Origin of the sequence: Actinotignum inguinis, assembly GCF_051265835.1 — a bacterium.
Lineage (GTDB): Bacteria > Actinomycetota > Actinomycetes > Actinomycetales > Actinomycetaceae > Actinotignum > Actinotignum timonense.
In genome coordinates, this window is sequence record NZ_JBOZDP010000026.1 from 1 (window position 1) to 15,678 (window position 15,678).

Below are 15,678 nucleotides of genomic sequence, written 5' to 3' on the forward strand. Positions count from 1 at the left end.
ACCTCAATAAGGCCGACTTTTCGTTGCTATGGCGGGGCAAACCCCGGATATAAGACCCACCATTTGTCTATTAACCCGCCGGATCCCGTTCCACTTCGGGAAAGAGCGCAAGGGCATCACGCACCAAATCCGGAATATCCTCAGGCTTTCGGCTTTGGCTAAAGAGTTCGGGCACTTCGTCCACCTCGACTACCCACCAGCCCTCCTCGCGGGTGGCGCGTGCCGTGTATGTGCTCATGATTCATTCTCCGCAGCAACGATTTCCTTCAGCCGCGCCTCACCGGCCGGGTTACCTTCCAACACTAGGTAAGAATCGAAACGCTTGGTCGGGGTTTCGGGGACCAGCTGCGCGGCCTCGCGGCGATTGCCACCCAAAATGGCGAACTCATTTCCATCCAGCGCACACAGAATATCGGTGGCTGCGGCCGGCGCGGTTTCCGCGGGCTCCCCGATCCAGTAAGAGCGCCCGCGCTCGCCGCTCGCAGCTTGTGCATCGCCGCCCGCCGCCGCATCCGCCCGGTTATCCGCAATAAACGAGGCGTAGGGGAAGTACGTGATTGAGTCCGGCCCGCGCAGCGAACACCCGGCGATTCGAGTATCCGCCGTGAATACACGCCCGGCCAGCTCCGCGGACATCCCGGCCTCCCGCGCCTTCTGCGCCGTTGCGAGCGCTTCCAGCTCGGCATTTTTCGGTTGCACGACGACGCTGCCATCGGCCAGCGTGTACTCGACCTGATCCTGGACCCACTCGCTTCCGTTCCACGTGAAACGCCCACGCACGCTGGCCTGCCCACCAAAACTATCCAGCGGCGCCCAGCTCAGGGAGATCTGGTCCGGCTGCATATCCACCACGTCGACTCGGGGAGCACGCGCGCTGCCATGCCGGTAATCCTCGGGCATGATCTGGGCGATAGGCCGGTTAGCGCCGTCGTACCACGCGAAAGTGACCGACGGAGTATCCGGCGCCGCTTCGGCATCGGCGCTGCGGATACTGCTCGTGAAAATTACGCCGCGCACGGGCACCCCGCCCAGGGTGGTGGCGCCCAGATCGTCCATGCGGATGTCGAAGAGGTTGCCGCTCGGGGTGGCACCGGCGGTGACGGGTGTGCGCGCGGGGGTGCCGCGCTCGGTGTCGTGGAGGAGTGCGGTGCCGTTGGTGAAGGGCACGGTGACCTGGGCGGGTTCTTTGCCGGGGTAGGTGCCATCGCCGTCGCGCACCGCCCGCGCGAGGTAATCGGGGAGCGCGAGTTCCGAGCTGGCCAGCGCCGCGAACTCGGGCGCGGGAGCAGCGGTGGCGGGCGTGGCGCTCGCGGCCGACGCGCTGGAATCGGGCGACGCGGCCGAACCGCCAGAATTTGTGCATCCGGCGAGCGTGAGCGCGAAGGCGCTCGCGAGGGCCAGGGCTGGGGGAGCGAATCGTTTCATGGGTTCTCCTTCGCGGATCGGCGGGCGCGGCGCCCGTTTGTGCAACGCTGCACGATTCTCATTCTACGGAGTTAGGGTTTTGAAAATAACCCCGTGTCTCGACTTTTATGTGACCTCGGTGTGTGGCGGTGTTGTAAGACCGGAGAGAAGGGTAGCGAAGCGAGAAAATTGTAGGTACACTTTTCTGTACGGAGGTGTGTGATGAGAACAATGAACTATTCCGAATCGCGAGCAAACTACGCGGAAGTTCTACAGGCTGTGGTTGATGATTGTGAACCGGTCATCATTACCCGTAGTGGCCACGAGTCTGCGGTCATTGTTTCGCTTGATGATTACAATTCGATGCGTGAAACCGCTTACCTCATGCGTTCGCCGCGCAATGCCCGCCGTCTCATTGAGGCAATGGAACAAATCGAAGCGGGCGGAGGTACTGAACATCCGCTATGTGACGATGGTGAGTAGGCCCTCATGTCGTTCCTTTGGGCTGATCACGCGTGGGAAGACTACCTGTGGTGGCAAATCCACGACCGTAAGATAGTGAAAAAAGTTAACGCGCTACTCAAGGATATTTCGCGTAACGGTCATGAGGGCATAGGGAAGCCGGAGCCGCTGAGATATAACTACGAAGGGTATTGGTCGCGCCGTATTACTGACGAGCATCGTTTGGTTTACAAGATCAGTGATGATGCGATAGTCATTATCTCGTGTCGATACCACTACTAAAAGCGTGAAAGGTGGTTAGCCGCAGCCGGTTGTTCCGGCACGCTACCTTTTATCCACCTCAAAATCCCCAACCTTCACCGTGGCCTCCCCGGACGAACACGAATCCATCTGCTCGCCGCGGGAAACGGAATACACGCTGGTGCCCGTGTATCCCACCGCAAGATCGAGACCCGACACCATCTTCTCCGGGCACAGCGCGCCGGGATTAATAGCGTCCACCTCCATGGCGATCCGCTCGCCCGACTCCAGCACCACATCCGCCCCGGTCGCGCTGGTCGCCGGCGCCGGCTCGGTGAACATATTCCCGTTGGCGCTGATGGGCGTCACCTCGAGCTGCGCCGGAATGAAGCACGGCACCCGGCCGGTATTTTCCACCCGCAGCACGTAATACCGATGCCCGGCGCCGCCGTCCTGATACTCCAGCGTGGTCGCCATTTCCGCCGGCGCGCAGCGGGAGGGCGACTCCGCGCTCGCGGTCTCTACCGGCGCGTTTGCCGGTGCGCTCGCGGCGTTTGGCGGCGCGGATTGCGTGGCGCTGCCCGAACACGCGCCGAAGAGTAGCACCGCGGCACAGGCCATAGGTACGAGAACGAAACGTTTCACGCTTACCTCCTTCGTGCAGGCGTGCGTCCCCGCGTGGTTGTTGGTACGACGACGCCGCAGCAGCGGGGCGCCACCCGGCCTGCGAGTGAACCTGCACCACCGCCAGTCTACGGCGCTCTAGTAACCTGCGCCACAAAATGGGGTGATGTGGGGTGGGGCTGTATGGGTCAGAAGGCCTGATCGCTAGTTAAAAGAATAATAATGCGGGTATATGTAAATAATAGCAATTAACCAACAATCCGCTTATTTGCGGGCTTGCGGGCGCTGAATGTTGAAAATGCGGTGGTGTTCCCGAGAAAATCCCAGAAAATTCCAAGCCGAATCTGGCTTTTCTGCCATTAACTGTTCCCCGTAAAATCGTGGCCCAGGCAAAGGGTGCCACTCTCACCTAGATGTATATTCCTTGAAAGGATAACGATGAGGTCCCAGACTCACCGCGTCGTCGCTACCGCTCTCACCGCTGGGGTAGCCGTTGCACTTGTTCCGGCCGGCGCCGCGCAGGCGCAGCCGGTTTCCGGAGTGGGCGAGGTGCCCGTGGCCGATGCCGCGCGCCCCACGCTGAGCGTGGAGGAAGCTGAGCGCAATGTGGCCGCGGCGCAGGTTGAAGTCCAGACTCGCCAGGCGGAACTCGATCAGGCCACCAAGAAGAATTCCGCCGCGCAGGATGACCTCAAGAAGGCGGAAGAATCCGCTACTACCGCTGCCGCTGCTACTCAGGAAGCAGAAGAAAAACTTGGCGCCGCTCAGAAAGAGCAGGAGGCGGCGCAGCAGGCTGTTGAGGAAGTAAAAGAAGCGGGCCAGGCCGCCAAGGATCAGCTGCAGGAGGCCAGCGCTCAAGCTCAGGACTCGGCCAAGCGCGCCGATGCTGCAAAAGCCAAGCATGACGAAGCGACCGCGGAGCTACAGCAGGCTACCGAGAAACTCGGCGAGCAGCAGGCGCTGGCGCAGCAGAAGGCCGCGGAGGTAGAGGCCGCCAATCAAGCCTTGACGAAGGCGGAGGAGGCCGAAGCCGCTGCCAAGGCTGTGGAGAAGCGCCTGGGTGAGGAAGTCAAGGAACTGACCGAAGCGGAAAAGGCTGCTAAGGCTAAGTTGGACGAAGCCCAGGAGAAACTGAGCAAGGCCGAAGCTGAGCGCGATGAAGCGCTCAAGCAGGACAAGGCCAAGGTTGATACCGAAACCGGCGCGGTAGCCGCGGCCAAGAAGCTCGCTGAACAAAAGTCCGCGGAGCGGGATGCTAAGCAGCAGGAAGCGAAACGCACTCAAAAAGAACAGCAGGCCGCTGAGGCGAAGTTGGAGGCTGCTAAGAAAACTCAGGAACAAGCACAGGCTGCGGCTGATGAAGCTACGCAGAAAGAAGCGCGCTTAGCTGCCGAGCTTGAGGAGTTAGAGCAGCAGATCACGCAGAAAGCTGCGGCAGCGGAGAAGCTCAAGGCTCCGATGGACGATGCCGAAAAGGCTCTTGATGAGGCAAAGAAGAAAGAAGCGGCTAAGCGCCAAGAAATTAAGCAGGTAGAAACCGCCATCCAATTTGCTCCGGATCCAGTCAAGAAAACACTGAGAGTTACTCTTGCGGAGCACCAGCGGAATCTTGGGCCTTTGCAAGCGGACACGAAAGCCAAGGAGCAAAAGTACAACGAGGCAAAGAAGGGCTACGATGCGGCTGCGGCTCAGCTCAATGGCGTGATCGCCAAGCAAGACGAGAAGAGGAAGGAACGCGTTGGTGTCGCCGTTGAGCGGGATAAGGCTAAGCAAAAGCTAAAGGACGCTCAGGAGTCGGCTACAGATCTCACCGAGGAAGTGGCTCGCAAAAAGGAAGCGGCCGCTCAGGCGAAAACCGCCGCACAGCAAGTGGAAGCAGAAGCGGCGCAGGCTACCACAGACCTGCAAAATGCTCAGAAGAAATTGACTGAGGCGAACGCTGCGGCGGAGCAGAACAAAACTGCGCAGAATGAAAAGGTGGCGGCTGCCCAGGGCCCGCATAATGACGCGCGCGATAAGCATGCGGAAGCTGCGAAGAAACTCTCGGACCTCAAGAGCCAGGTAGACGGGCTGAAGCAGGGTTGGGCTGATGCAGAAAAGAAGCTCGCCGCCGCCAAGTCGGATGCGAACGCCGCGCGCGAGGCGGCCCTCCAGGCAACGAAGGATCTTGGCGCTGCGAACGTGAAGCTGGAAGCCGCGCGGGAAGCTGAGAAGGAAGCCGCGCGCAACCTGGAGAATGCGAAGAAGGCGGCCGCCCAGCAGCAAGCTCAGCTGGATAGCTTGATTGCCGAAGCGCAGAAATACGACGAGCGCTCGGTCGAGTTGCAGCGGGCTGCCGAGGCGGCGCGGCTCGCCGGTGAAAAGGCGGAGCAGGCCCGGGCCGCGCATGAGAAAGCTACCCAGGCTGTCACGGCGGCCCGGGAGGCAGCACAACAAGCGCAGTCCGCGCAGGCCGAAGCGAAGAAGAAGCTCGGCGCGGCGACGGTCGCCTTGCATGCTGCCGAACAGCAGCTCACATTGGCCCGCCAGCAGGCTCCGGCGCCGAAGCCCGATGCGCCAAAGCCGGACGCGCCCAAGCCGGATGTGCCGGGCGTGAAACCGGCTCCGCAGCCGGAACAACCGCAACAGCCCGATCAACCGGGAACGAAGCCGGGTACGCCCGAGGTCAAACCGGATGCCCCCACTCCGAAGCCTGACGCTCCCAAACCCGGAACTCCGGAGGTGAAGCCCGGCCAGCCCGAGGTGAAACCCGAAGTCAAGCCTGGCGTGAAGCCGGAGACCAAGCCCGATACGAAGCCGAGCACTCCGGTGCAGCCTGAATCTCCCACGGCTCCCGCTGCGAAGCCCGCTGCACCTTCGGCACAGCCGCAGGCGCCCGCATCTCCGACCGCGCGTCCCGAAACTACGGCCCGCCCGTCTGCGCCTGCCCAGGCCCCCGCCAAACCGACCCTGGCCGCCTCCGGCAGCGAAGCACTCGGCTCCATTGGCGCCGCGACCCTCCTGCTGCTGGCCGGCGGGGCGGTGGTCATGGGCCGCTCCCGCGCCCGGCACGCCGCGAAATAACCGAAACAGTCGAAATAACACAGCGCTTCGCGCAACCGCAGGAGCGCTGCCTCGCACTGGCAGACACGGGGCAGCGCTCCTGAGGAAATCCCAGAAAAATCCAAGCCCGATCCGGATTCTCTGCTCTTAACTAGTCCCGTACGTCCTCAATCTGGCCCGCGCGCCAGGCTCACCTACACATATCCCGAAAGGAACCCGATGAGGTCCCAGACTCACCGCGCCCTCGCGACCGCTCTCACCGCCGGGGTCGCCGTCGCCCTCGTACCCGCCGGCGCTGCGCAGGCCCAGCCGCTCTCCAGCTCCGGCACCTCGGCCAGCACCCCGCAAACGCAGCGCAATATCGAGCAAGCGGAGCAGAACGTCGCCGCCGCGCGCGCCGCGGTCCAGGCCCAGCAGGCCGAAGTGGATCGCCTCGCCGCGCAGTCCGCCACCGCGCACAACAGCCTGAAAAAAGCGGAAACCGCCGCGGCCGCAGCTGTCACAGCCGCGAAGAACGCCGCGGACAAGCTCAGCGCCGCCGAAGCCGCGAAAGTGGCCGCGCAGCGCGCCGTCAACGAAGCAAAAGAAGCGGGTACCGCAGCCAAAGACCAGCTCCCCGCGGCCCAGAACAACGCGAAGGATTCCGCGGCTCGGGCCGAAACCGCTGCCGCCGAGCGCGACGCCGCAGCCAATCAGACCCAGCAGGCCGCTGTAAACCTGAAAGCCCAGCAGGAAACCTTGCAGGAGAAAACCGCCGCTGCGGAGAAATCCGCGCAGGCCCTCACCCAAGCGGAAGCGTCCGAAGCCGCCGCCCAGGCCGATAAGACTCGCCTGGCTGCGGAAGTGGAAAAGCTCAGCGCCGCGGAGGCTGCCGCGAAGGCCAAGCTGGCCGAGGCGGAGGCGAATTTGCGCCACGCCGAAGAGGCACGCGACGCTGCGGTTCAGGGTGAACAGCGAAAGATCGACGCCGCCGCTAGCCAGCTGGCACAGGCCACCCAGGCCGCGGAAGGAAAAACCGCCACCCGCGAATCCACCCGGCAGGAAGCCCTGCGTGCTCAGGACGCGGTGGTTGCCGCAGCCAAAGACCTCCAAGAAGCCAAGAATGCCGAAACCGCGGCTGAGTCAGATGTCAGTGCGGCTGCAAAGAAAGTAGAGCAGTTGGCCGCCGAGCTTGAACCGCTCCAGCAGAATGTCACGGAGAAAACGGCTACTGCTAAGCGGGCTGCTCAGGCAAAGGATCGAGCGAAGAGGTTATGGGAGAAGGCGAAGCACGACGCTGAAGACCGCGAGTCGTGGGTGAAAACGCTAGAGAAGGCCGCCAAAGAAAACCAGGATATTAGGAAATCCCTAGAGCAACAGCGTCAGGAACTCAAGCAACTCCAGGCTGATGCGGAAGCCAAAGAAGCAAAGTACCTCCAAGCCGAACAGGATCATGACGTAGCCGTGATTGCTCGCGATGCCGCGATTGCGCAGCGTGATTCAAAGAAGGTGGAGCACGATGGCGCCGTCGTCGAAAAGAATAAGGCTGAGCAAAAGCTGCAGGAGGCAAAAGAGGCGACCGCGCAGCGGGCCGCGGCCGAAACCCGCGCGAAGGCGGAGCTCCAGCGCAAGGAAACGGCCGCTCGGGACGCTGCTACGGAGGCCGCCCAGGCGGAGCAGGCCGTGCGCGAGGCGCAGGAGAAGCTCGGCGCGGCGCAGGCGGATGTGGATGCGGCGACGGCCGGCGCGAAGGAGGCGGCCCGGAACGCCAAGACGGAGCGGGACGCGGCGCAGGGGCGTCACGCGGACGCGGCCACGAAGCTCGCCGGGGCGAAAGACCAGGCCACGCAGGCGCAGGCGCGCCACACGGAGGCAGCGGCCAAGCATGCCGAGGCGAAGCGGGATCTCGCGGCGGCTCAGGAAGCGAAGACGCAGGCCGAAGAGGGCGTGCAGGCTGCAAATGCGCAGCTGGAAGCCGCGCGAACCGCGGCAGCGGAAAAGGCCGCGGCTGCGGAGAATGCTCAGAAGGCAGCCGCGCACCAGCAAGCTGAGCTGGAGCGTTTGACCGCCGCGGCGCAGAAATACGACGAGCGTGTGGCGCAGTTGCAGCAGGCTGTCGAGGCGGCTCGGCTCGCCGGCGAGGAAGCGGAAGCGGCGCGGGCCGCGCATGAGAAAGCGAGTGCGGCGGTTGCGGGCGCACAGGATGCGTTGCGGCAGGCCCAGGCCGCGCAGGCGGCGGCGCAGCAGAAGCTCGGCGCGGCGAGCGTGGCTTTGCACGCGGCCGAACAGGAACTTGCCGCGGCGCGTCAGCAGGGCCCGGCCCCGAAGCCGGACGCTGCGCAGCCGGGCGCAGCGAAGCCCGGTGCTTCGACGCCAATTGTGCCGAAACCTGAAGCACCGGCCAAACCCGAGGCGCCGGCGGCCAAGCCCGCCGCGCAGAACCCGGCCGCGGCAAAGAATGCCGTTACCGCAAAAACCGCACCGGCCCAGAAACTCCCCGAAACCGGCAGCGACGCCAGCGGTGCCATCGGCGCGGCATCGCTCTTGCTGCTGGCCGGCGGCGCCGCGATGGCCGTTCGCGCTCGCGGCCGCCGCGCCCACTCATAAAAAATCTCAATTAACTCCAAGACCAAAGGATAACCATGAGGACCCACACTCACCGCGCCCTCGCCGCCGCCCTCACCGCGGGGGTCGCCGCCGCGCTACTCCCCGCCGGTGCCGCCGTTGCGCAACCGGTGCAGAATAACGACGACGCCGGCGCGGCTACCGCCGCGCGAACCGCACTCAGCCCTGCCGAAGCGGAAAAGAACGTGGCAGCTGCCCAAGAAACAGTGGCGGCGCGCCAAGCTGACGTGGACCGACTCACCGCGGCGGCCGCGGAAGCGAAAGCCAAGGCAGCGGAAGCCGAAAAAGCGGCGGAGCAAACTCAAGCTGTGGTAACGCAGAGCGAAAAGAAGCTCGCGGATGCCACGAAGGAAGCGGAGGCCGCTCAGAAGGCAGCGGACGCGGTCAGCGAGGCGGGAAAGGCCGCGAAGGGCCAGCTCCCGCAGGCGGCTGAGCAGGCCAGAGAGTCTGCTGACCAAGCGGCGGCCGCGCAGATTGCCCACGAGAAAGCGGAGGCGAGCGCGCGGGAAGCCGCGGGCGGCGTCGCCGCAAAAGAAGCGGACTTCAAGGAAAAGGCCGCGGCTGCGCAGGCGGCCGATGCGGAGTTGACGACGGCGCGCGAGGTGGACGCGGCGGCGCGGGCGGATAAGGAGCGGCTGGGCAAGGAAGTCGCGCAGCTCGAGCAGGCGGCCGGGGCCGCGCGAGATGCCCTGAAGCAAGCCGAGGCGGAGTTGCGGCAGGCTACGGCTAAGCGCGAGGAGGTGCTCGAGGCTGAAGTTGCGAAGGTACGCAAGGAATCGGATGCGGTCCGGGCCGCGCAGGAAGTCGTTAAGCAGAAGGAAGCGGAGAAGGATGCCGCGGCAGCGGAGGCTCGCAAGGCGGAAGACGCGATGGTCACTGCTGCTGAAGCTGAGCAAGTCGCGAAGAAGGTCGTGACTGAAGCGGAGGAAGCCAAGGCGGAAGCTGAGCGTACAGTAGAGAAATTGGCAGCTGAGGCCGAGACGCTTGAAAAGGCGGAAGGACCGCTCTCAGTGCAGGTGAGCACGAAGGAAGCGGAAAAGAAAGAAGCTGAGGGTGCGCTTGCGGATGCGCAAAAGATCGAGAAGATGAAGCGCGAACAGCTAGAAAATCTCGAGAAGTTGGCTGAGAACAATGACGATGTGAAGGATCTGGCCAAGCAGCAGAAGCAAAAAGTCGAGGAAGCGGCGAAGGTAACTGAACAAAAGCAGCAGGCTCTTGAAGAAGCGAAAGCGGCGCATCGAGAGGCTGAAGCGAAGCTGGCAGCGGCGCGTGAAGAAACGCAGCAGAAAAAGGATGCGTACCAGAAAGCCGTAGCCACGAAGGAAGAAACAGCTCAGAGGGCGCAGCAGGCGCAGGCGGTCGCGGAGCAACGGACCAAGGAGCTTGAGACTGCACGGGCTACCCACGACGATGTTAGTGAAAAAGCAAGGGGTGCAGCGAAAGCGTATTCCGCCGCACGGGACGCGCTGGTAATCGCGGAAGAGAAGATGGACGCCGCTGTTGCTGCCCAGAAACAAGCGCTTGAGGAAGCCGAAGCTCCGGTACGTGAGGCGGAGAGTAAGCGCGATGCGGCTAATAAGACAGCCAGCAATGCTACCGAGAAGGTGAGTGCGCTCAAGGCACGCGTCGCGGAGCTCGAACCTACGTGGGTGCAGGCCACGGAGAGGCTCGCAAAGGCCGAAAAGAATGCGACTGCTGCGCAAACCGCTGCGGCGGCCGCCAAGGAAGCAGCTGCTCAGGCGAAGGCGGCTGCGGAGAAGGCTCGTGAGGTGGCTGTGGAAGCGGCGCGCACCCTCAATGAAGCCCGCACGACTGCTGCTCAGAAGCAAGCAGAATTAACCCGGCTCGCCGATGCGTCGAATACCTACGATGAACGGCAGTGGGATGTTCGGCGAGCTACTGAGAAGGCGCAGGCGGCCGAGGCGGAGCTGCGCGCGGCTCAGGATGCGCACGGTAAGGCGACGCTCGCGCTTGAGGCCGCTCGTGAAGTGGAGGAGTCCGCACTGAAAGCCCAGGAAGAAGCACGGAAGGAACTGACCGCGGCAGAGCTTGCCTTGCGGGCGGCTCAGCGGGATCTGGAACTGGCACGTCAGCAGGCCCCGACTCCGGAGCAGAAGCCTGGGGATAAACCGAGTCAGAAGCCCGGGAAGCCGGAGGACCCGAAGAATCCGGAGAAGCCTGCGGTTCCCGAGAACCCGGGGCAGTCACCGGCTGCGCCGTCGCCCTCCCAGCCGGCCGGCAAGCCGGCGGCGAAGCACTCCGCGGCAGAAAACAAAACGCCTACCGCGAAGCGAGCAGCGGCGAAGAATGCAACTCCCACCCAGAAGCTTCCCGAGACCGGAAGCGATATGAGCGGCGCTATCGGTGCGGCAACGCTTCTTATGCTCGCCGGCGGCGCGGTTTTTCTCGGTCGTTCCCGCGCGCGGCATGCGGTGAAGTAGCGGTACGCAGACAATAGATACCAGCGCGTAATGTCACGTGCTGCGAATAGGTGCCCCGCCCGGTCAGTATCGTTCTGGCTCCGGGCGGGGCACCTTATTTTCACGGGTGTACTTCGATTGTGTTGCGGATGCAGTACAGCTCGAAACTTATACATGGCCGCCCGCGCCGGGTTTTTTCTCATCGGCGGGAATTCTTAGTCTTCCAATGATTTTGCCACCACGCGTTCCACCAGAAGAGAATCGCGCCATCGATGTAGATAAAAATCGCGAAGCCGATCCCGAGTGCGATTTGAAGTACTCGTGACTCCGGTCCGGTAATCATGTCCCACGATGCCCAAAATGCTAAAGGCAGAATAATCGGCATGGCATACAGGGAATACCGCCAGAAACGTGACTCTTTGATATGTGGGCCGGCCATTTTTCTCTCCGCTCTATAGAAAACTCTCAGTGGCTAATTTCGGATAATCGCATCACGAAGGTGGCCGAGCTGGACACATTACAATTAATGAACCGAACGATCTTGTAAGCCGCATTGCTCACTTCTTTCACTGTGTTAGAAACCAGTGGCGGAACCATATATGTATCGGTTCATACAGGCTGTTTCACCGTCGCGGCTCTACGTGTATACCTTGAATTTACAATAAATGAATTGTAGTCGCAATAGATATTTGTGAGGTGGAACGGGTTGTGGTGCTGAACGGTGGCCCCGGCCCCGGCCTGGCGTCGTGAAGGCGTCGTCGTACCACGCGCACGCCCCGCTGCGCCGCGCACGCCCCGCGCCGCAAACCAGCCCGCAGCATACCACCACCGCCGCGCACCCCAGCCACCGCGTCCACCTGGTATTCCACCATGCGCCCCGCCTTTGAATCCGCGCGGTTGCTTGTCTACCATTGTCACGCGGCGTTTCGGCGTCGTGTAGTTTTATCTATTCGAGAAGAGAACGAAAAGAGAAGGAAGTCATGCCACGCACTAGTTTTGGCAGCGCCGGCCACGGCGCATCCACCACCGCCCGCACCTCGCTCGCGAAGTGCGCCGCCGCCATGGGGTCCCTGGCGATTCTCGCGGGGATGATGGGGGCATGCACCAAGAGTAGTGATGAGGCTGCAGCCACCTCCGCTCCCGCTACCTCGCCTGCCGCTAGCTCCGCCGTCGTCACTCCCGGCGCTTCGGAAACCCCTCCGGAAAAGCTCCCGGCAGTCATCCCGAACCCGGCCCACCCGCAAAGCGCAATCGAGCTTCTCGGCACCCTCACGGTTGCCGAACCGTCCACCACCGATAAGGCCGATCCGGCGAAGTTCGGTCCCAATGCGGCCGGTCTGAACGAAGACGAATGTAACGTCTACACGGACATTCTGCGCCGCGACCTCGTGAACGTGGGCGTGCAGCCGGGTACCTCCGGCTGCGGTATCGCCTACGGCACCCTGGTGGATAACTACACCGGGAACATGGTTGATTACGCGCGCCCGGAAGCCGGCACCAAGACCGTGGTGGTGGACCGCATCGTCAGCCTCGATAACGCTTGGGCTTCGGGCGCCAACCAGTTCACGGACGAGCAGCGCGCTGCTTTCGCCAGCGACCCGCGCAATATGCAGGCCGTCTCCGCGGACCAGGCCACGGAGAAGGCCGGGCGTTCCGCCGCCGAATGGGTCCCCGCGAACAAGAACTTCACCTGCCAGTACGTCGCGCGGCAGATCGGCGTGAAGGCCACCTACGGGCTGACCGTCACCCAGGCCGAGCATGATGCTTTCGCCCAGTACTTGCAGACCTGCCCGAACCAGCTGGTTCCCGGCTGGGAAGGCCCGGCGGGTAAGTAACCTGAGGGTAGTAGCCAGATAGCCACACAGGCAAGCACAAAAGTGGCCGGGGGCGCGCAGCTCCCGGCCGCTTGCCGTATGATCACAAACGGTGCGTGACCAGCAACCGGAAGGACATGTATGACCTCGCGTTTAAGGCTCAATCCTGATTTCGACGACGCCGCACATACCGTCCCGGTCTCCCTCAGCGAACGTCACCCCGGCACCCCGCACACCGCCCTGCCCGCCGCCATCCTCGCTGGCGAAACGCAAGTAACCGGGGCCACCGGCGAATCCGGGGAGGAGGAAACCCGCGCAAATCCCCTGGGGGTATGCGATATGTTTCGGGTGGGGATAGGCCCGTCGTCGTCGCATACGGTGGGGCCCATGCGCGCCGGGCTGCATTTCGCAACGCTGCTGGCCGCCCGTGCCCCGGGCGCCCGCATCACGAGCCTGCGCGTGGATCTCTTCGGTTCCCTGGCCGCCACCGGGCGCGGGCATAATACCGACCGCGCGGTCCTCCTCGGGCTGTCCGGCTACAGCCCGGAAAACGTGTCCATCGCGGTGGTGGACGGCCTGGAAGCTGCTATCGATTCTTCCGGCACCCTCACCGTGCCTGGTTTCGAGCCCACACCGTTCGTACGCGAGCGCGATATTATTTTTCGCCCGCGTGATATTTTGCCCTACCACGTAAATGCGTTAACTTTGCGCGCCTGGGCGGGCGAGGCGCTCCTCGCTGAACATACGTATTATTCAGTGGGCGGCGGTTTCGTGATGGAAGAGCTGGGCGATCCGGCCGAACCGCGGGTGGCGCCGCTCGCCACCGAAGAACAGGCCGACGCCGCCCAGACCGCGGTCCCCTATCCGTTTTTCACCGCCGCTCGGCTGCTGGAGCTCTGTTCCGAAACTGGCATGCGCATTTCTGAACTCGCGCTCGCTAATGAAACCGCGCTGCGCCCGCAGCCGGCGGTTATTGCCCATATGGATCGGGTGCACGCGGTCATGGACGAAGCCATTAAAGCCGGGATTGCCACGGAGGGGACTCTCCCGGGCGGGCTGCGCGTGAAGCGGCGCGCCCCCGGGCTGGCCCGCGAGCTGGAGGAAAAAACCGCGGCGGGGCACCGCGCGGACCAGCTGGAAGCCCTCGGGTGGGTGAATCTTTTCGCCCTGGCGATCAACGAAGAAAATGCGGCCGGCCACCGGATTGTCACCGCGCCGACGAACGGCGCGGCCGGCGTCGTTCCCGCGGTCCTCACGTATTATGAACGTTTCGTGCCCGGGGCCACCCGCGAGGGAATGTATAATTTTTTGCTCGCCGGGGCGGCCATCGGCGGAATTATTAAGACGAATGCTTCTATTGCGGGGGCGGAAGTGGGCTGCCAGGGTGAAGTCGGTTCAGCTTCGGCAATGGCGGCTGCCGGTTTCGCGGAAGCCCTGGGCGGCACCCCGGCCCAGGTGGAAAATGCCGCGGAAATTGCTATGGAGCATTCTCTTGGCCTCACCTGCGATCCGGTGGGTGGCCTGGTGCAAATCCCCTGCATCGAACGCAATGCCATGGCCGCGGTGAAATCCATTAATGCTGCCTATATCGCGCTGTGGGGCGACGGCTCCCACACCGTCTCCTTTGATACCGTGGTGGAAACCATGCGCCAAACCGGGATGGATATGCTCTCCAAATACAAGGAAACTTCGGAGGGCGGGCTCGCGGTTAACGTGGTGGAGTGCTAGCCGTACAGTGCGGCATCTCCGAAATGTGACGTAGCGCAAGCCCCGTCCAGTCCCATTAGGTGGAACTTAGTTCCATAATAGATGTATGAACGACTGCCGCGGCATGCCGCCCATTCGGGGTGGCCGGCCGCGCGCCACTGACAAGGGGTTGGAATGTTTTCTGGTGTGTATTGCCCGTCGGTCACGTTGATCGACGATTCAGGCGCGATTGATTATCCGGCGATGGCTGCCCATATTGATCGTCTTGCCGAGTCTGGGCTCAACGGGGTGCTCTTCTTCGGCTCGATTGGGGAGTTTTTCTCCTTTGCTACTGAGGAGAAGGCCGAGTTCTTGAAGTTCGCGGTCAAGCAGGCCTCGGGGCGGTTCCAGGTGCTGGCCGGTGTGAGCGCGGCGCGTTTGGGTGAGGTGCTGGAGAATATCGCGGCTGCTGAGGCGGCTGGTGTGGATGGCGTGGTGGCCCTCCCGCCCTTCTATTTCGGGCATTCGCACGGGCGGGCCCTTGATTTTTATGACGCTGTTGCGGGCGCGACGCAGCTCCCTGTGATGCTTTATAACTTCCCGGAGCGTACGGGTGCGGATTTGAGTCCGGAGTTGGTGGCTGAGCTGGCCGCCCGGCACGAAAATATTGTGGCGCTCAAGGATACGGTGGATACCCAGAGCCATACCCGGCGGGTGATTCGTGAGGTGCGCAAGGTGCGCCCGGATTTCGCGGTGCTTTCTGGTTTTGATGAGTATTACATCGGGAATCGGGTGTGTGGCGGGGCTGGGGTGCTCTCGGGCCTGACGAATTTGATTCCTGAGGTGTTTGCGGCGATGCATGCGGCTTATGAGGCCGGGGATGTGACGCGCGCGGCCACGGAGTTGGGGAAGATTACGCGTTTGGCTGCGGTGTATGAGATCGGTGATATTTTCATTGCTGCGATTAAGGAGGGGGTGCGTTTGTGCGGGGTGGAGTGCTCGCCGTTGATGCGTGCCCCGCAGGTCCCGCTGAGCGCGGAGGATTCGGAGAAAATCGCGACGCTGCTGCGCGAGGTACGCGCATAAATAAGCGCGCGTTAAGTACTGCTCGCTAAATATAGCGCGCTGAATACCGCGCATTAAATACGACGACGCCCGGGGCGGGCGGAAAATCCGCCCACCCCGGGGCCAACCGGCCATTGTGTTCCTTGCCCACACCGTTGCTCGGGTATTTCGCAGTCATCGGCGACTGTCACAAAAACGCAGAATCGACGGTCGAAAAATAGCCCACCCTCCGATTGAACATGGGGCTGCGGACTGTTTATTGGACATTATCGCTTAAAACCGCTTGACGATGTTCCACAATCGTTAAACCATCGAAC

Annotated in this window: 11 protein-coding genes; 8 read left to right on the forward strand and 3 right to left on the reverse strand. The window is 62.8% G+C overall.

The window, feature by feature from the left end; all coding sequences use genetic code 11:
- Nucleotides 1–70 precede the first annotated feature (70 nt).
- Both ACRQFC_RS08620 and ACRQFC_RS08625 read right to left on the reverse strand, forming a co-directional pair.
- Nucleotides 71–238: a type II toxin-antitoxin system HicB family antitoxin gene (locus tag ACRQFC_RS08620; protein ID WP_284897477.1), complete on the reverse strand. Its 168-nt coding sequence runs from the start codon at nt 236–238 to the stop codon at nt 71–73.
- Complete coding sequence (locus ACRQFC_RS08625) at nt 235–1,425, reverse strand: hypothetical protein (RefSeq protein WP_284897479.1); 1,191 nt, start codon at nt 1,423–1,425, stop codon at nt 235–237. Before ACRQFC_RS08625 ends, ACRQFC_RS08620 begins: the two co-directional genes overlap by 4 nt.
- Before the next feature lie 201 nt (nt 1,426–1,626).
- Between ACRQFC_RS08625 and ACRQFC_RS08630 the strand changes: the two genes are divergently transcribed.
- Both ACRQFC_RS08630 and ACRQFC_RS08635 read left to right on the forward strand, forming a co-directional pair.
- On the forward strand, nt 1,627–1,887 hold the full coding sequence (locus ACRQFC_RS08630) for a type II toxin-antitoxin system Phd/YefM family antitoxin (protein WP_284897481.1): 261 nt from the start codon (nt 1,627–1,629) through the stop codon (nt 1,885–1,887).
- 6 nt (nt 1,888–1,893) lie between these two features.
- A complete protein-coding gene (locus tag ACRQFC_RS08635; protein ID WP_284897483.1) occupies nt 1,894–2,148 on the forward strand; it encodes a Txe/YoeB family addiction module toxin in 255 nt (84 codons plus the stop codon).
- A 42-nt stretch (nt 2,149–2,190) separates the two neighbouring features.
- Here the strand turns inward: ACRQFC_RS08635 and ACRQFC_RS08640 are convergent, their stop codons facing one another.
- Entirely contained in the window at nt 2,191–2,751 is a 561-nt protein-coding gene (locus tag ACRQFC_RS08640; protein ID WP_284897485.1) for a DUF4232 domain-containing protein, read from the reverse strand.
- Between the two features lie 417 nt (nt 2,752–3,168).
- Between ACRQFC_RS08640 and ACRQFC_RS08645 the strand changes: the two genes are divergently transcribed.
- The 6 genes from ACRQFC_RS08645 to ACRQFC_RS08670 all read left to right on the forward strand — a co-directional run bounded on the left by ACRQFC_RS08645 (nt 3,169) and on the right by ACRQFC_RS08670 (nt 15,382).
- Nucleotides 3,169–5,793 (forward strand): hypothetical protein, encoded by a 2,625-nt coding sequence (locus tag ACRQFC_RS08645; protein ID WP_284897487.1) that lies wholly within the window; start codon nt 3,169–3,171, stop codon nt 5,791–5,793.
- A 198-nt stretch (nt 5,794–5,991) separates the two neighbouring features.
- Nucleotides 5,992–8,358: a coiled-coil domain-containing protein gene (locus ACRQFC_RS08650; RefSeq protein ID WP_284897489.1), complete on the forward strand. Its 2,367-nt coding sequence runs from the start codon at nt 5,992–5,994 to the stop codon at nt 8,356–8,358.
- Nucleotides 8,359–8,393: 35 nt separating this feature from the next.
- Entirely contained in the window at nt 8,394–10,817 is a 2,424-nt protein-coding gene (locus tag ACRQFC_RS08655) for an LPXTG cell wall anchor domain-containing protein (protein ID WP_284901344.1), read from the forward strand.
- 959 nt (nt 10,818–11,776) lie between these two features.
- On the forward strand, nt 11,777–12,631 hold the full coding sequence (locus tag ACRQFC_RS08660; protein WP_284897493.1) for a GmrSD restriction endonuclease domain-containing protein: 855 nt from the start codon (nt 11,777–11,779) through the stop codon (nt 12,629–12,631).
- A gap of 120 nt (nt 12,632–12,751) precedes the next feature.
- Nucleotides 12,752–14,338 carry an L-serine ammonia-lyase gene (locus tag ACRQFC_RS08665; RefSeq protein ID WP_284897495.1) on the forward strand — a complete coding sequence of 529 codons (1,587 nt, stop codon included), beginning with the start codon at nt 12,752–12,754 and terminating at the stop codon, nt 14,336–14,338.
- A 153-nt stretch (nt 14,339–14,491) separates the two neighbouring features.
- Complete coding sequence (locus tag ACRQFC_RS08670) at nt 14,492–15,382, forward strand: dihydrodipicolinate synthase family protein (RefSeq protein ID WP_284897497.1); 891 nt, start codon at nt 14,492–14,494, stop codon at nt 15,380–15,382.
- The last annotated feature ends 296 nt before the right edge of the window (nt 15,383–15,678 follow it).

What these genes read in the sequence shown, in the direction of transcription:
- ACRQFC_RS08620 (WP_284897477.1), bottom strand. Translation starts at nt 238, where the DNA reads ATGAGCACATACACGGCACGCGCCACCCGCGAGGAGGGCTGGTGGGTA.
- ACRQFC_RS08625 (WP_284897479.1), bottom strand. Translation starts at nt 1,425, where the DNA reads ATGAAACGATTCGCTCCCCCAGCCCTGGCCCTCGCGAGCGCCTTCGCG.
- ACRQFC_RS08630 (WP_284897481.1), top strand. Translation starts at nt 1,627, where the DNA reads ATGAGAACAATGAACTATTCCGAATCGCGAGCAAACTACGCGGAAGTT.
- ACRQFC_RS08635 (WP_284897483.1), top strand. Translation starts at nt 1,894, where the DNA reads ATGTCGTTCCTTTGGGCTGATCACGCGTGGGAAGACTACCTGTGGTGG.
- ACRQFC_RS08645 (WP_284897487.1), top strand. Translation starts at nt 3,169, where the DNA reads ATGAGGTCCCAGACTCACCGCGTCGTCGCTACCGCTCTCACCGCTGGG.
- ACRQFC_RS08650 (WP_284897489.1), top strand. Translation starts at nt 5,992, where the DNA reads ATGAGGTCCCAGACTCACCGCGCCCTCGCGACCGCTCTCACCGCCGGG.
- ACRQFC_RS08655 (WP_284901344.1), top strand. Translation starts at nt 8,394, where the DNA reads ATGAGGACCCACACTCACCGCGCCCTCGCCGCCGCCCTCACCGCGGGG.
- ACRQFC_RS08660 (WP_284897493.1), top strand. Translation starts at nt 11,777, where the DNA reads ATGCCACGCACTAGTTTTGGCAGCGCCGGCCACGGCGCATCCACCACC.
- ACRQFC_RS08665 (WP_284897495.1), top strand. Translation starts at nt 12,752, where the DNA reads ATGACCTCGCGTTTAAGGCTCAATCCTGATTTCGACGACGCCGCACAT.
- ACRQFC_RS08670 (WP_284897497.1), top strand. Translation starts at nt 14,492, where the DNA reads ATGTTTTCTGGTGTGTATTGCCCGTCGGTCACGTTGATCGACGATTCA.